13 protein-coding genes are annotated in these 13,661 nt (G+C 69.3%); 8 read left to right on the top strand and 5 right to left on the bottom strand.

Annotated elements, in window-relative coordinates; all coding sequences use genetic code 11:
• Positions 1-15 precede the first annotated feature (15 nt).
• The 3 genes from BLR49_RS08435 to BLR49_RS08425 are packed head-to-tail and all read left to right on the top strand — an operon-like array spanning position 16 to position 3,112.
• Positions 16-660, top strand: coding sequence for a GNAT family N-acetyltransferase (locus BLR49_RS08435; RefSeq protein ID WP_092536348.1), 645 nt, complete (start codon positions 16-18; stop codon positions 658-660).
• 4 nt (positions 661-664) lie between these two features.
• Complete coding sequence (locus BLR49_RS08430) at positions 665-2,728, top strand: M3 family metallopeptidase (RefSeq protein ID WP_092536345.1); 2,064 nt, start codon at positions 665-667, stop codon at positions 2,726-2,728.
• Between the two features lie 54 nt (positions 2,729-2,782).
• Positions 2,783-3,112 (top strand): DNA primase, encoded by a 330-nt coding sequence (locus BLR49_RS08425; RefSeq protein ID WP_092536342.1) that lies wholly within the window; start codon positions 2,783-2,785, stop codon positions 3,110-3,112.
• Positions 3,113-3,133: 21 nt separating this feature from the next.
• On the opposite strand, the gene BLR49_RS08420 is transcribed toward BLR49_RS08425, so the two are convergent.
• The 4 genes from BLR49_RS08420 to BLR49_RS08405 form a co-directional block, all read right to left on the bottom strand.
• Positions 3,134-4,111, bottom strand: coding sequence for an aldo/keto reductase (locus BLR49_RS08420; protein ID WP_092536339.1), 978 nt, complete (start codon positions 4,109-4,111; stop codon positions 3,134-3,136).
• 106 nt (positions 4,112-4,217) lie between these two features.
• Complete coding sequence (locus BLR49_RS08415; RefSeq protein ID WP_092536336.1) at positions 4,218-4,439, bottom strand: sulfurtransferase TusA family protein; 222 nt, start codon at positions 4,437-4,439, stop codon at positions 4,218-4,220.
• A 47-nt stretch (positions 4,440-4,486) separates the two neighbouring features.
• Positions 4,487-5,596, bottom strand: coding sequence for a YeeE/YedE family protein (locus BLR49_RS08410; protein ID WP_092536333.1), 1,110 nt, complete (start codon positions 5,594-5,596; stop codon positions 4,487-4,489).
• Between the two features lie 438 nt (positions 5,597-6,034).
• Positions 6,035-7,012, bottom strand: a complete 978-nt coding sequence (locus BLR49_RS08405; protein ID WP_176765822.1) for a RecB family exonuclease — start codon at positions 7,010-7,012, stop codon at positions 6,035-6,037.
• 191 nt (positions 7,013-7,203) lie between these two features.
• On the opposite strand from BLR49_RS08405, the gene BLR49_RS08400 reads away from it, so the two are divergent.
• The 5 genes from BLR49_RS08400 (at position 7,204) to BLR49_RS08380 (ending at position 13,049) form a co-directional block, all read left to right on the top strand.
• Complete coding sequence (locus BLR49_RS08400; RefSeq protein ID WP_092536330.1) at positions 7,204-8,697, top strand: sugar ABC transporter ATP-binding protein; 1,494 nt, start codon at positions 7,204-7,206, stop codon at positions 8,695-8,697.
• Positions 8,698-8,700: 3 nt separating this feature from the next.
• Complete coding sequence (locus BLR49_RS08395; RefSeq protein WP_218121331.1) at positions 8,701-9,660, top strand: ABC transporter permease; 960 nt, start codon at positions 8,701-8,703, stop codon at positions 9,658-9,660.
• 36 nt (positions 9,661-9,696) lie between these two features.
• Positions 9,697-10,632 carry a sugar ABC transporter substrate-binding protein gene (locus tag BLR49_RS08390; RefSeq protein WP_092536324.1) on the top strand — a complete coding sequence of 312 codons (936 nt, stop codon included), beginning with the start codon at positions 9,697-9,699 and terminating at the stop codon, positions 10,630-10,632.
• Between the two features lie 82 nt (positions 10,633-10,714).
• Positions 10,715-11,830 carry a site-2 protease family protein gene (locus tag BLR49_RS08385; protein ID WP_092536321.1) on the top strand — a complete coding sequence of 372 codons (1,116 nt, stop codon included), beginning with the start codon at positions 10,715-10,717 and terminating at the stop codon, positions 11,828-11,830.
• Between the two features lie 352 nt (positions 11,831-12,182).
• Entirely contained in the window at positions 12,183-13,049 is an 867-nt protein-coding gene (locus BLR49_RS08380; RefSeq protein ID WP_092536318.1) for a class I SAM-dependent methyltransferase, read from the top strand.
• A gap of 1 nt (position 13,050) precedes the next feature.
• Here the strand turns inward: BLR49_RS08380 and BLR49_RS08375 are convergent, their stop codons facing one another.
• A complete protein-coding gene (locus tag BLR49_RS08375; RefSeq protein WP_092536315.1) occupies positions 13,051-13,497 on the bottom strand; it encodes a YjdF family protein in 447 nt (148 codons plus the stop codon).
• Between the last annotated feature and the right edge of the window lie 164 nt (positions 13,498-13,661).

The following is a 13,661-nucleotide window of genomic DNA, read 5'->3' as shown; positions in this document are numbered from 1 at the left end:
GCGTAGGCTCATGCCATGCAGCCCCTCGACATTCGGATTCCTGCCGCACGCCGCGACGGCGTCGACCTGCCTGCGCTGGTGTTGTCGGTTCCTACACTCTCCGATACCGACCGCATCGCGGAGGTGTGCCAGGACCCGGACATTCAGAGATGGACCACCATCCCCACGCCATACGCGCGACAGGACGCTGTCGACTTCATAGAGGATGTGGTCGCGCCGGGCTGGGACGCGGGTCGGATCTACACCTGGGGCGTCCGCGAACTCGATGCCACCGAGCCTGTGAGCCCTCGTCTGGTAGGCATGCTCAGCGTCCTGGTCACGGATAGCGGACGCGGCGAGATCGGCTTTTGGCTTGCCCCGGACGCCCGCGGCCGCGGCACGATGCATCGCGCTCTCGCCGCCGTCATTGAGCTCTTATTCGATCCCGACGGCCCCTTCGCTCTGCCCGTCCTGGGATGGGCATGTCTGATCGATGACGGGGCGCCCAATTGGGCGTCCTGGAGGACGGCATGGCGGCTCGGGTTCGTCCGCGAAGGACGCCGCCGCGGTGTCTTCCGCAAGAACGGGCGCAGCTATGACGAGTGGACCGGCTCGTTGCTGGCCCATGAGCCGCGTGAGCCGGCCGCCCCCTGGGACGGGCCGGAGCCCGTGGCAATATGAGCGCATGACCGAGTCGACTCCGGCAGTGGTGGACGCCCTTCCCGAGACCAGCCCCTTCGCCCGCCCCTGGGAGCTTGACCTGGAGTTGCCCGACTTCGCCGCCGTCGCGCCCGCGGACATCGAGCCCGCCGTACGCGCCGGCATGGCGGCCCAGCGCGCCGAGTGGGAGGCGATCGCCGCCGACCCCGCCGTCCCGACCGTGGAGAACACCGTCGCCGCGGTCGAACGCAGCGGCGAGCTGCTGGGACGCGCTCTGACCGTGCTGTACGCCCTGACCTCGGCCACCGACTCCCCGGAGCTGGATGCGCTCGAGGAGAACCTGGCTCCCGACCTGGCCGCGCACGAGGATGCCTACAGCCTCGACGAGCGCATCTACCGGCGCTTCAAGGCTCTAGACGAGCAGGTGCGCGCCGCCGCCCAGGACACCCCCGCCCAGACCCCGGTGGACGCCGACGGGCAGGTGATCGACGCCGAGACCGCCCGCTGCATCCGGCTGGCCGTGGAGGAGTTCGAACGCGACGGCGTCGCCCTGACCGGTCCGGACGCAGACCGGCTGCGCGCCATTAACGCCCGCCTGAGCGCCCTATCGACCCGCTTCGGCACCTTGTCCACCAAGGCCATGCATGCGGCCGGAGTCGAGAACTTCACCGCCACCCCCGCCCTGGTCACCACCACCACTCACGCCGAGCGCGTTGCCCTGCTTAACCGGTCCCTCTCCCGCGGCCTTTCCGGCGAGTACGACACTCGGGCCATCGTCCTGGAGGAGGCCGGGCTGCGGGCCGAGCGGGCGCGGCTGCTCGGCTACCCCCACCACGCCGCCGTCGTCGCCGCCGAGTCCGCCGCCCGCACCAGCCAGGCCGTAAGCGAGCTGCTCACCCGTCTGGTGCCTCCGGCCATGGCGAACGCCAGCCGCGACGCCGAGACCTACGCCGCCCGCATGGCCGCAGACCCGGACACCCTTCCCGGTGAGGCCTTCGGCCCCGCCGACTGGCTCCGCTACGAGGAGGCCGAGCGCAAGGAGCGCTTCGGCATCGACGACGCCACCCTGGCCCCCTACCTGGAGCTGAACAACGTCGTCGAGCGCGGCGTCTTCTATGCGGCCACCCGGCTCTATGGCATCACCTTCCACGAGCGCCCCGACCTGGCCGCCCACATGTACGCCCCGGACGTGCGGGTCTGGGAGGTGCGCGACAGCGAGGGCCCCGACGCGCACCTGCTGGGGCTGTTCGTCGGCGACTACTACGCCCGCGAGGGCAAGCACGGCGGCGCCTGGATGGACTCCCTGGTGGAGCAGAGCCACCTGACCGGGCGCAGGCCGGTGGTCATCAACTGCCTGAACCTGACCAAGCCGGAGGCCGGCCCCACCCTGCTGACCTGGGACAACGTCATCACCGCCTTCCACGAATTCGGCCACGCCCTGCACGGCCTGTTCGCCGACACCCGCTGGCCCAGCGCGTCGGGAACCAACGTGCCCCGAGACGTCGTGGAGTTCCCCTCCCAGGTCAACGAGAAGTGGGCCCTGCACCCGCAGGTCCTCGCCTCCTACGCCCGCCACGTGGACACCGGTGCGCAGCTGCCCGATTCGCTCGCCGAGCAGCTGCGCAGTCAGGGAGCCTTCGGGCAGGGGTACGCCACCACCGAGTACCTGGGGGCCGCCCTGCTCGACCAGGCCTGGCACACACTACGACCCGAGGACGTGCCCGCCGACGTCGCCGCGGTCGAGTCCTTCGAACATGCCACCCTGTCCGCCGCCGGCATTGACGACGCGCTGGTCCCGCCCCGCTACCGCAGCACCTACTTCGCCCACGTGTTCGGCGGCGGATATGCGGCCGCCTATTACGCCTACATCTGGAGTGAGGTCATGGACGCGGACACCACCGACTGGTTCCGCACCGACGGCGAGGGCGGTAAGGAAGGCGACTTCGGACTCAACCGCTGGGCCGGGGAACGCTTCCGCAGCGAGTTCCTCTCCCGCGGGGACTCCCGCGATCCGCTGGTCTCCTATCGTGCCTACCGCGGTCGCGACCCGGAGATCGCCCCGCTGCTTCAGCGCCGGGGACTGAACTAGATCGTGGCCTCGGCGGTGGACGCGCCTCAGGGTCGAGCCGGTATCCTTGCCCACATGACGAACGATCCGCGGTCAGCGCTCAACCGACTCATTGCCGCCCTCGAGGCGCACCTGGACGCCGCCGCGACGGGCGATGAGGCCTCCCCGGCCGTCGTTGCGGCGGAGGACGCGCTTCAGGACGCCTTCTTCACCTATGACGACGCTCTGTTCACCGCCTACGGCATAGAACTGCCCTTCGACGCCTTCGACTCCGAGGAGGACGACGAAGCGGAGGACGATGAGGACGAGGGCGTCGACGACGACTACGACGATGAAGACGTGGACGAGGACGACTACGACGACTACGACGACCGTGAGGTCGACGAGGACGACTACGAGGGCTGACCGGCGCGGCGGGGCAGACGCTCAAAAGCGCTCGGGGTAGCCGACCTCGGGGGCCGTCACCTCGTCCAGGGCATGGCGGATCTGCACCGGCAGGACCAGATCCTCAGCCGCCAGGGCGCCGCGCAGCTGGCCCGGGGTGCGGGCCCCCACGATGGTGGAGGCGATTCCCTCGGCGTCGCGCGCCCAGGACAGGGCGACCTCCACCGGTTTGCGGTCCAGGCCCACGGCGGCCGTAGCCACCGCCTCCACGACGCCCTGATGCCGCTCACCCAGGTAGGGCGCCACGTAGGAGCGCAGGTGCGGGGAGGCACCACGGGAGTCCGGGGGAGTGGTGGCCCGGTACTTGCCGGTCAGCACTCCGCGTCCCAGCGGCGCGTAGCCGATGACGCCGAAGCCGAGCCCGCCCGCCGCCGGCACCAGCTCCCGCTCGATCCCGCGGGCCAGCAGCGAGTGCTCCACCTCCGCCGCGGCCATGCCGGGTCCGCCCGCCTCGCGCAGCAGGTCGGCTATGTGCACGCTCGCCCAGGCCGGATGATTCGACACGCCCACATATCGGGCGCGGCCGGAGGCCACCGCGGTGCGCAGGGCGTCGGCGGTCTCCTCCAGCGGAGTAGTCGCGTCCGGGACCTGCACCAGCCACAGGTCCAGGTGGTCCGTGCCCAGGCGTGCCAGCGAGTCGTCGAGGGTGTCCAGCAGGGTGCCGCGGGAGGCGTCGGCCGCCGTTGAACGCTCACCTGTGCGCCAGGTGCGCACACCGGCCTTGGACGCCAGCACCACGTCACGTCGGTCCACCGTCCCGGCCAGCAGGCCTCCGATGACCTCCTCCGAGGCGCCCTCGCAGTAGGAGGCGGCCGTGTCCAGCAGGGTGCCGCCGGCGTCGAGGAAGATCTCCAGCTGATCCTTGGCCTCGATCTCATCGGTGTCCCGGCCCCAGGTCATGGTGCCCAGCCCGATCGCTGAGACGCGCAGCCCGGTGCGCCCGAGCCTCCTGTGTTCCATGGGCCAACCGTATGGCCTGGACCGCGCCGGGCGGCGCAGGCCGACGACGGCGCGCCCCGCCTCCCGCGCCGTCGGCCGACGAGGCGGGAGGCGGGGCGGCGTGCGACTACTTGCGGACGGTGATGCTCCAGGAGGCCTCACCGGTCTTGGTGAACTCGGTGACGGTGTAGCCGTTGTCAGCCGCCCAGGCGGGCAGGGACTGGGTGCCTTGGGTGCAGTCGAAGGCAATGACCAGCTCGTCTCCGTCGGTCAGGTCGGCCATAGCCTCCTCTGCCTCCATGACGGGGAACGGGCAGACCAGGCCCTCGGTCTCCAACACGGTGCGCATATTCATGTTCCTTTCTGCGAGTGGGATGGGATGACCAGGGTGCGGGCTCAGCTCGCCACCAGCGCGCCCGCGGATTCTCCTGCGTGCTCAGGTGCCGGTGAGGCCGCGGTTGCACGTGCGGCGCGGCGCCGGTTGCGGGGCCGGATGAGGGTGACGTATGCGCTCGCGCCCACGCCTAGAACCTGGAAGACGAGCGCGGTCCAGCCCTGCCAGGACAACAGGGAGGTCTGCACCAGGGCATTGCCGATGGAGCAGCCTCCGGCCCAGGCGGCGCCCACGCCCATGAGCACGCCGCCGGCGATAGAGCGGCGGATAACGGTGGCGGAGGGGACGCGGACGCGGAACTCTCCCGCCGCACGGGCGCTGAGGTGGGAGCCGATGAGAATGCCGAGTACCAGCAGCACGCCCCAGTCGAGCCGGTCGTAATCGCCGGTGACCAGGAGGCCGACGAGGTTCGACGACGGCGTGGTGATCCCCAGCCCGTCCGGCCGTCCGCTCGCCCAGGAGGCCGGCCAGGCGATGATCGCCACCAGCCCGACCAGCGCGCCGGTGACCAGCGGATTCCAGGCGCGCTCGAACAACAGGTGGTTCAATCCCGTGCGCTGAGGAGTCAGCTGCAGGGGCGCGGGCTTGGCGGCGGCAAGACGGCGTTGCCACCGCACCAGGAGGGCAACGGCTGCCGCCAGCACGAGCACGCCGGTCCAGTCGGGCAGGCCGACGGTGGCCGGGAGGGTGGTCAGCTCGGTGGTCCACAGGCCCTTGACCCACGTAGTCACCGGCGCCAGGACGCCGGTCTTGGAGGCCGCCGCCGTGAGGGCGTAGGCGACGAGCGCGAACCAGGAGCCCACCAGGCCCTCCCCGGCCCGGTAATAGGTGCCGGTCGCGCAGCCTCCGGCCAGTACGATGCCGACGCCGAAGAGCAGGGAGCCGACCGCCGTCGCCACGACCGACAGCGTGGGCACCTCCGGTGCGATGGTGCCGGTCGCCGTGAGCATGACGACGCCGACGGCTTGCACGGCTACGGCCAGCAGGAAGGCAGTCATCCACCGCCAGGAGCCGGAGACCCACAGGTCTCGGAACGCGCCGGTGATGCAGAAGCGGCCGCGTTGGAGCACAAGCCCGAGGAGGCCGCCGACGATTAGTCCGGTGAGAATCATTGGAAGTCCTTGGTCCGACCGCCGAGGGCGGTCTGGTGGTAAAGGACGCAGGTGGGGCGACTGCTTCGGCGTAATGCGCCGTCGGCCACAGGCGTAACCCTCCCGCGACTGTGGGGAAAGGGGCTGAGGCCTGACCAGGGGTGCCTACCGGCGCGTGCCGCGGCGTCGGCGGGCCGGGGGAAGAAGCAGGGTATGCGTATTCGAGTGCTGCCTCACTGAGCCCTGGCCAGGTCGAGCATGCAGCAACACGCTCCGCGCCGGGCGCGAAGGTTGCGGGCTGCGATCTGGGAGCTCATGAGATTCATCTTCCGTGCAGGGGATTGCGATTGACGGCGGCCGCCGACTGTTAATGGGGGCCGTGGCCGAGATGCTAGGCGCGGTCGGCGACTGCGCGCCAAGGGCGTATCACTTTGCGAGACTGCCCGGTCGGGATCGCGCCTACGCCGCGGGTGCGCGCCTGGCGGTGAGCAGCCGTTCGACGCCGTCGGCGGGCAGTTCGGGAGTGGTCCCGCCGAATACCGGGCACTGGGCGTGGTAGGCGCACCAGTCGCACAGGCGGGAACGGCGCGGGGCGAATTCGCCCGCGGCGGCGCAGTCCTCCACCTCGTCCCAGATGCGAGCCAGCTTGGTCTCGGTGGTCTCCAGCTCGGGAAGCCGCGGATCGTGGGTGAGGGTGCGGCCATCCTTCAGGTAGACGAGCTGCAGGCGTGATGGGGCCCGTCCGCGCAGACGCCAGAGCACCAGGGCGTAGAAGCGCATCTGGAACAGCGCCTCCTCCTGGAACCGCGGGCCCGGGGAGCGCCCGGTCTTGTAGTCGACCACGCGCATGGCGCCGTTAGGGGCCACGTCCAGGCGGTCTACGAAGCCGCGCAGCAGCAGCCCGTCGCGCGTCTCCGCCTGCACGAACAGCTCCCGCTCGGCCGGCTCCAGCCGCGTGGGGTTCTCCAGCTGGAAATAGGCGCCGACCAGTTCGCGGGCCTCATTCAGCCAGGGGTCGACCTGGGCGGGGTCCGCGAACAGGGCCATCACTGCGGGGTTCTTCTCCCGGTGCGCCTCCCACTGGCCGGGCAGCATCGCGAGCGCGGCCTCGCGGGTGCGCTCGCGGGCCGGCAGGTCGTAGAGCCGCTCCAGGATCGCGTGCACGAGCGTTCCCTTATGGGTGGCCAGGGAGCCGGGCTCCGGGATACGGTCCACGGTGCGCAGGCGGAACAACAGCGGGCACTGCATGAAGTCCTTGGCCCGCGACGGCGACAGCGCGGTGCGCCCCGAGCCGCGACGGTTGCCGCACCCTCCGGGACCCGTGGCACGGGCGGAGTCACCAGGGCCCGTGGGGCGCACGCCGTCGGCGGGCGGTACGGCATCGACCTTGGTCGTCACGGCGGGTGCGGCGTCGGGCCGGCTGGGGTGCTCACTCATGTGGGCGAACCTACCGCCGCCCGGCGACATGAATGGGACTTGGACGGTTGGCCGTCCACAGCCACCGCCTCGCCCCCTGTCGTGAGCCGCCCCTGTGGACACCGGAACAGACCCCGACATGAACCTATTGACAGGACAAACTGTGGGACCTACGCTTTTTGTCACAGAATCGTCTACGCAAAGGAGCGGCTATGGACGAGGTGGTGTTGGAGGCGCGTTCGATCGCCAAGTCCTTCACGGGGGCCAAGGTCCTGGACGACGTGTCCCTCGACTTGCGCAGCGGCGAGGTGCACGCACTGATGGGGGAGAACGGTGCCGGGAAGTCGACCCTGATGCGGATCCTCATCGGCGTCCTGCGAGCCGACGCCGGTCAGGTGCTGATAGACGGCCGCCCGGTGCGCATCGGCTCGCCCCGCCAGGCGATGGACCTGGGAATCGCCATGATCCACCAGGAGCTCAACCCGGTGCTGGACATGCGCGTGTACGAGAACATCTTCATCGGTCGTGAACCGCGCAACTCCCTGGGGCTGGTGGACCTGCGGCGCATGCGTCGGGAGGCAGTCGAGCTGCTGAAGTCCATGGAGGCCGAACTGCCGGTCGATGCCTACATGCGCGAACTGTCCGTCGCACAGTGCCAGCAGGTCGAGATCGCCAAAGCGCTGTCCGCCCAGGCGCGGGTCGTCATCATGGATGAGCCAACCTCCGCGATCACCGAGGATGACGCCGAGAACCTGTTCGCACAGATCCGGCGTCTGCGAGACGCAGGGGTCGGCATCATCTACATCTCCCACAAGATGGAGGAGATCTTCCGCATTGCCGATCGCATAACGGTGCTGCGCGACGGCAGGCACGTAACCACCGGCGATGCGTCCGAATTCGACGATGCCGCCTTGATCAGGTACATGGTTGGTCGCAGTATCGACGACGTCTTCCCCAAGCGGGAGGTGTCTGTGGGGGAGCCCGTCTTGGAGGTGCGCCATTGGAGCGTACCGAGCCGGGTGCACGACGTCAGCCTGACGCTGCACCGCGGCGAGATCCTCGGCATTGGCGGGCTCGTGGGCGCGGGCCGATCCGAGTTGGTGGAGTCGCTGTTCGGATTCGGGCGGCACTCGGGCGGCACGGTGCTGCGCGACGGTCTTCAGGTGCACCTGAAGCGGCCCGCCGACGCCATCGGGCACGGCATGGCCCTGATCACCGAGGACCGCAAGCGCACCGGCCTGAACCTGGGTGGCACGGTGCTGGAGAACGTGACACTGCCCTCCCTGGAAAGGCTGTTCCCCGGCGGCCTCATATCTCCCCGGAGGGAACGGCGAACGGTGAGTCATTACATGCAGTCGCTGCAAGTCAAGGCGACCTCACCGAACCAGTACGTCGTGGAACTGTCCGGCGGCAACCAGCAGAAGGTCGTACTGGCCAAATGGATGCTGATGCAGCCCGATGTAGTCATCTTCGACGAGCCCACCCGCGGCATCGACGTTGGCGCCAAACGCGACATCTACGAGCTGATCGGCGACCTGGTTGAACAGGGCAGGGCGGTCATCCTCATCTCCTCCGAGATGGGGGAGCTGATTGGGCTCAGCGATCGAATCATGGTGCTGGCAGAGGGCCGCTGCACTGGAATGCTGGAACGCTCCGAATTCTCACAGGAGGCGATCATGGAGCTCGCCTCGCGATTCGAAGGATGAATCATGAATGCTGTTATGCAAAGGCTCAGAGGCTGGTCCGTCCGCGACGCGGGGATCCTGGTCGTATTCATGGCCCTGGTCTTCGCGTTGTGGCTGGTGTCTCCCGGGCACCACTTCCTCAGCGTGAACAATGTGCTGCTGATCCTGGTCCAGACCACGATCAACGGCATACTCGCAATGGGGATGATGTACGTCATCATCTCCGGGGAGATCGACCTGTCGGTCGGCTCTACCATCGCGCTGGCCGGAGTGGTCGCCGCCATGCTGGCGCACCCCGGTGAGTATCCGGTCGTGGTGCCGATCCTCGCGGCTCTGACAGTGGGCGCGCTGGTGGGACTGCTCAACGGAGTGGGCGTCGCCTATGGCGCGATCCCCTCATTCATCGTCACCCTGGGCACCATGACCGCGGTACGTGGGCTTGCGCTGATCGTCTCGGGCGGTGCCCCCGTCTTCAACGTGTCAGCCACTTTCGAGGCCGTCGCCAGCGCGAAGATCGGGCGCTTCCCGGTGATGGCGATCTATCTGGTGGTCATCTTCGCAATATGCGCCTTTGTACTGAGCCGGACTGTATACGGCCGGCGCGTCTACGCCGTGGGCGGCAATCCGGTCGCTGCCGAGGTCTCCGGCGTCGACGTCAAGCGATCCAAGGTGTCGGTCTTCGTCATCGCCGGCCTGCTGGCGGGCTTCTGCGGGGTATTGCTCGCCTCGCGTACGATCAGCGGCTCGCCCACGGCGGGCGACTCATACGAGCTGGATGCAATCGCCGCCGTCGTTATCGGGGGCGTGTCCATGTCCGGCGGGCGCGGTCGGGCCTCCGGGGTGCTCATCGGGGCACTGATGATTGCGGTGATCGCCAACGGGCTCGACATCCTCGGGATCGATGCCAACTTCCAGCGGCTGGTCAAGGGCGCCATCATCGTGGCGGCGGTGCTCCTGGACGTCAAGGCGCGGCGGCGTAGCTGAGCCGCCCGGTATCACACTGCGAACAGGAGAAGAACTATGAAGCGCGTAGTAGCCGTTCTCGGTGCGCTGATGGTGGCCGCGTCCATGGTCTCGGCCTGCACACTCGGCGCGACCGACGGACGCTTGCGGATCGCACTGGTGATGAGTCATATGACCAACTCGTTCACCACGACGGTAGCCAACTCGGCCGTAGCCGAGGGCGAGGAGCTCGGTATCACGGTGACCGTTTTTGACGGCAACAGCGACGCAGCCACGCAGATCAGCCAGATCGAGTCCGCCGTCGCACAGGGGTACGACGGCATCCTGGTCGAACCCGTTTCCAAGGAGGGCATCGCGCCGGGGCTCAAGGCGGCCAATGAGGCGGAGATTCCGATCGCTACCATCGTGCAGCAGGCCGAGCAGCAGGAACGGGCCGCCTCCTACATCGGCGGGGATGACACCGCTGCGGGCAAACTGCAGATGGAGAAGGTCATTGAGGCGATCGGTGAGGAGGGTGCGATCGCCGTCCTGTACGGCCCCATGGGATCGGACGGGCAGTTGCAGCGCAAAGCGGGCTACGACGCGGTGCTGGCGGAGCATCCGGGCGTGAGCGTGGTCCTGGAGCAGACCGCCAACTGGGACACTGCCCAGGCACTCACCGTCACTGAGAACTGGCTGTCCACCGGCACCCGTATCGATGCGATTGTCGCGCAGAACGACTCGATGGCGTTGGGCGCACTCAAGGCACTGACCAATGCTGGCGAACAGGGTGACGTGCATGTGTCCGGCGTTGACGCCACGGACGACGGCGTTGCATCCATCCGCAACGGTGGCATGGCCGGCACTGTCTCCCAGGACACGGCCGGCATCGGACGACTCGCGGTCGACACCATGGACAAGCTAATTAAGGGCGAGACGGTCGAGGCCGTCAACTACACCGAGGCGGTATGGATCACGGCCGACAACATCGACACGCTCGACTCAGACGGCTGACCGCGAATTAGGGGCTGGATCAGCAACCGACTTCTGTGAAGGTGCGAGTCGTTTACGCAGCGCCCGCCGATAGGGTCGGCGCATGACCGCACCTGTCGCCCGACGCCGTTCGGACTCCTGGACGCTGTTCACGCTCGGCGGCGCGCCCGTCGTCGTCGCCCCCACCTCGCTCCTGCTGGGCCTGCTCATCGCCGGCAGCTGGTACCCGGTGGTCTCCTCCGCACTTGCCGGCCATGGGGCCATCACCGTGCTCGGCACGGTCGCCGCCACGGTCTTGGGCGTGGGGGTGAGTGTCCTGATGCACGAACTCGCCCACGGCGCGGCCGGCACGCTGCTGGGGCGCCGGCCGGTGCGCTACGAGCTGTACCTGTGGGGCGGGCGCACCAGCTTCGGCCCCTCCAGCCGGTGGCGCCCCTGGAAGGACGTGATCACCTCCCTGGCCGGACCGGCCGCGAACCTGACGCTGTGGGCCGTCGGGCACGGCCTGCTGGACCGGATCGAGTCCGCACCCGTGTTCGTTGCGGCGTGGGCGCTGACCTGGGTCAACCTCGCCCTGGCCGTCTTCAACGCCCTGCCGGGCCTGCCGCTCGACGGCGGACACGCGCTGGCCGCACTGGTCGAGCAGCTGACCGGCCGGCGCGTTCTTGGTCAGCGTTTGGCCGCCGTCGGTGGGCTGATCGTGGTCGGCGGCGTCGCCTGGCGCTGGATTCTGGCGCCGCTGCTGGCTGGCAGGCAGCCAGACACTTTCAGCCTGTTCTTGGCGGTCATGATCGCCGGGCCCATCGCCACCACCTCTTGGCGAGTCCTCGGCCTGGGCCGAGGCACCCGCGCCGCCGCCCGACTCGACCTGCGCACCCTGACCCGTCCGGTTGCCGTCGTCCCCGCTGACACGCCCCTGACCGCCGCGCGTGAGCAGCTCGACGCCGGAGCCGGGCTTGTACTCGTCGCTGAAGGCTCCCGGATCCTGGGCACGCTCGACGCCCCCGCCCTAGCCGAGCTGGAGCGTTCCGGCCTGCCCGACGCCGCCGCGGTAGCGGTCAGCCAGGTATGCACCGTGCTGCCGGCGGCCGCCGTCACGACCCGGGCCACCGGGCAGCCGGCTGCAGATGCCCTGGCGCGGGCGCGCACGGTCTCTCGGTGGCTGGTGCTGGTGGAAGGGGGACGCGTCGCCGGCGCCGTCCCCACCGGGGCCCGCTGAGCCCGGGAGGGGGACTGCGCGGGCATTGGCGCGTTGAGGCATGGGGTGCGGGCCTTGGGGAGGTGGCGTTGGGTACGCCCCTTCGGTGTCTGCTACGCCGGTTAGACCTGTGCTGTAGGCTCCAGAGCCCTTTAACAGACAACTAACCGGCGTACTAGAGCCCTAACCGGCGTAGTAGACGACCCCGGGCACGGGCACACCGCCGGCCCCACCTCGCAGCCCAAGCACGCGTGCGGAGCACCCGGCCAAAACCTACGGCGCTGCGCGCTGCCACGAACGCCGCCAGCACCCGACCCAATCGCAGGCAACATCGCCGCATCCTCAAACACGAAGCGCCGCTTATGCTGCTGCCATGACCGACGTCGATCCAGTTGCCCGCGACGCCAACGACCGCTACTTCGCCGACAACCGCGCCAACTGGGACGATCGCGCGGTGCTGCATGAGGCCAGCGGCTACGGCATTGCAGAACTGCTCGCCTCCCCGACCGCTATCACGGCTGAAATAGCCCCAGACCGCGAGCGCCTGGGCGACCTGAGCGGCATGGACGTCGTCCACCTCCAATGCCACCTCGGCCTGGACACGGTGAGCCTGATCCGGCTGGGCGCCCACCGGGTGGTGGGGCTGGACCTGTCGGGCGAGTCGCTGCGCCGTGCCCGGTCCATCGCCGGGAGAGCCGGCGCCGACATCGAGTTCGTACAGGCAAACGTCTACGACGCCCGGCGGGCGCTGGCGGGGGACTTCGACCTCGTCTACACCTCCCTGGGGGTGCTGTGCTGGCTGCCGGACGTGGCGGCCTGGGCCCGCGTCATCGCCTCACTGCTGCGACCGGCGGGTCGCCTGGTACTGCGTGACGACCACCCGATCCTGCAGGCAGTGGGGGATGACACCACTCATGGTTTGACGCTCCACGAGCCGTACTTCCAGCGCACCGACCCCATGACCTGGGAGGACGAGGGCTCCTATATCGAGGCCGCCGACGGTGCTCCCGTCGTCACCCACCCGGTCAGTCACCAGTGGAACCACGGCGTCGGCGAGATCCTCACCGCCCTGCTCGATGCCGGCCTGGTGCTAGACGAGGTGACCGAGACCCGCTACTCCGCCTGGTGCCGCTGGCCCGAGCTCATGGAGCGCTGCCCGCAGGGCTACCGCTTCATTGATCCGGCGCTGCGTGACATGCTGCCGCTGCAGCTCGCCGTCGTCGCCCACCGGCCGAACTGAGTCAGTGACCCCGGTGGCGTTGCTTGGCCCGGCGACGGCGCTGCTCGTAGCGCTCCTGCTCGCGGCGACGCCGGTAGGCGGCCGACGCCCGGGAGCGCGCGGTGCCCTGCTCCTCGCGTGCCCGCGCCAGCGCCTCCTGCGACGCCGTCGACGGCGCGTGCCGGGACGCCTGCTGGGCCGCCTCGCGGGCGGCGCGCTCGGGATTGACGCGCCGCGTCCCGTTCCGAGAGGCGGCCTCGACTCCGGGGCCGGCCAGGGCCGCATCGATCAGCTCGCCGCCGTGCGCGAGCAGCCAGGCGTACAGCTCGGCGTCGCTGGGCAGGGCGCCGAGCACCTGGCGGGTGGCGTAGAGGCGGCCGCCGGTGGCGATGGTCAGGACCAGTACCCAGAACTGGCCGTCGAAGTAGACGCTGCTCTCCGCCGACGTGTGATGGGTGGGTTGGGACATGAGGACTCCTACGGGTGCGAATACGCACCCGGTGCAACTGGAGTCCTTGGCCCCGCGGCGGCTGGGCACGTGCCCGAATCGTCGCAGGACCGCGGTGACGAGCGCCTGATTGTGCGGGCCCCGTGGGGGAGCGGCGCCATCCGGACTTCCTCCGGACCGTGCAA

Origin of the sequence: Actinomyces ruminicola (genome assembly GCF_900103885.1) — a bacterium.
Lineage (GTDB): Bacteria > Actinomycetota > Actinomycetes > Actinomycetales > Actinomycetaceae > Actinomyces > Actinomyces ruminicola.
This window is presented reverse-complemented; position numbering and strand designations above follow the sequence as displayed.

Bases quoted from the DNA above. Each gene is read 5' to 3' on its own strand.
- BLR49_RS08435 (WP_092536348.1), top strand. From the start codon at position 16: ATGCAGCCCCTCGACATTCGGATTCCTGCCGCACGCCGCGACGGCGTC.
- BLR49_RS08430 (WP_092536345.1), top strand. From the start codon at position 665: ATGACCGAGTCGACTCCGGCAGTGGTGGACGCCCTTCCCGAGACCAGC.
- BLR49_RS08425 (WP_092536342.1), top strand. From the start codon at position 2,783: ATGACGAACGATCCGCGGTCAGCGCTCAACCGACTCATTGCCGCCCTC.
- BLR49_RS08420 (WP_092536339.1), bottom strand. From the start codon at position 4,111: ATGGAACACAGGAGGCTCGGGCGCACCGGGCTGCGCGTCTCAGCGATC.
- BLR49_RS08415 (WP_092536336.1), bottom strand. From the start codon at position 4,439: ATGCGCACCGTGTTGGAGACCGAGGGCCTGGTCTGCCCGTTCCCCGTC.
- BLR49_RS08410 (WP_092536333.1), bottom strand. From the start codon at position 5,596: ATGATTCTCACCGGACTAATCGTCGGCGGCCTCCTCGGGCTTGTGCTC.
- BLR49_RS08405 (WP_176765822.1), bottom strand. From the start codon at position 7,012: ATGAGTGAGCACCCCAGCCGGCCCGACGCCGCACCCGCCGTGACGACC.
- BLR49_RS08400 (WP_092536330.1), top strand. From the start codon at position 7,204: ATGGACGAGGTGGTGTTGGAGGCGCGTTCGATCGCCAAGTCCTTCACG.
- BLR49_RS08395 (WP_218121331.1), top strand. From the start codon at position 8,701: ATGAATGCTGTTATGCAAAGGCTCAGAGGCTGGTCCGTCCGCGACGCG.
- BLR49_RS08390 (WP_092536324.1), top strand. From the start codon at position 9,697: ATGAAGCGCGTAGTAGCCGTTCTCGGTGCGCTGATGGTGGCCGCGTCC.
- BLR49_RS08385 (WP_092536321.1), top strand. From the start codon at position 10,715: ATGACCGCACCTGTCGCCCGACGCCGTTCGGACTCCTGGACGCTGTTC.
- BLR49_RS08380 (WP_092536318.1), top strand. From the start codon at position 12,183: ATGACCGACGTCGATCCAGTTGCCCGCGACGCCAACGACCGCTACTTC.
- BLR49_RS08375 (WP_092536315.1), bottom strand. From the start codon at position 13,497: ATGTCCCAACCCACCCATCACACGTCGGCGGAGAGCAGCGTCTACTTC.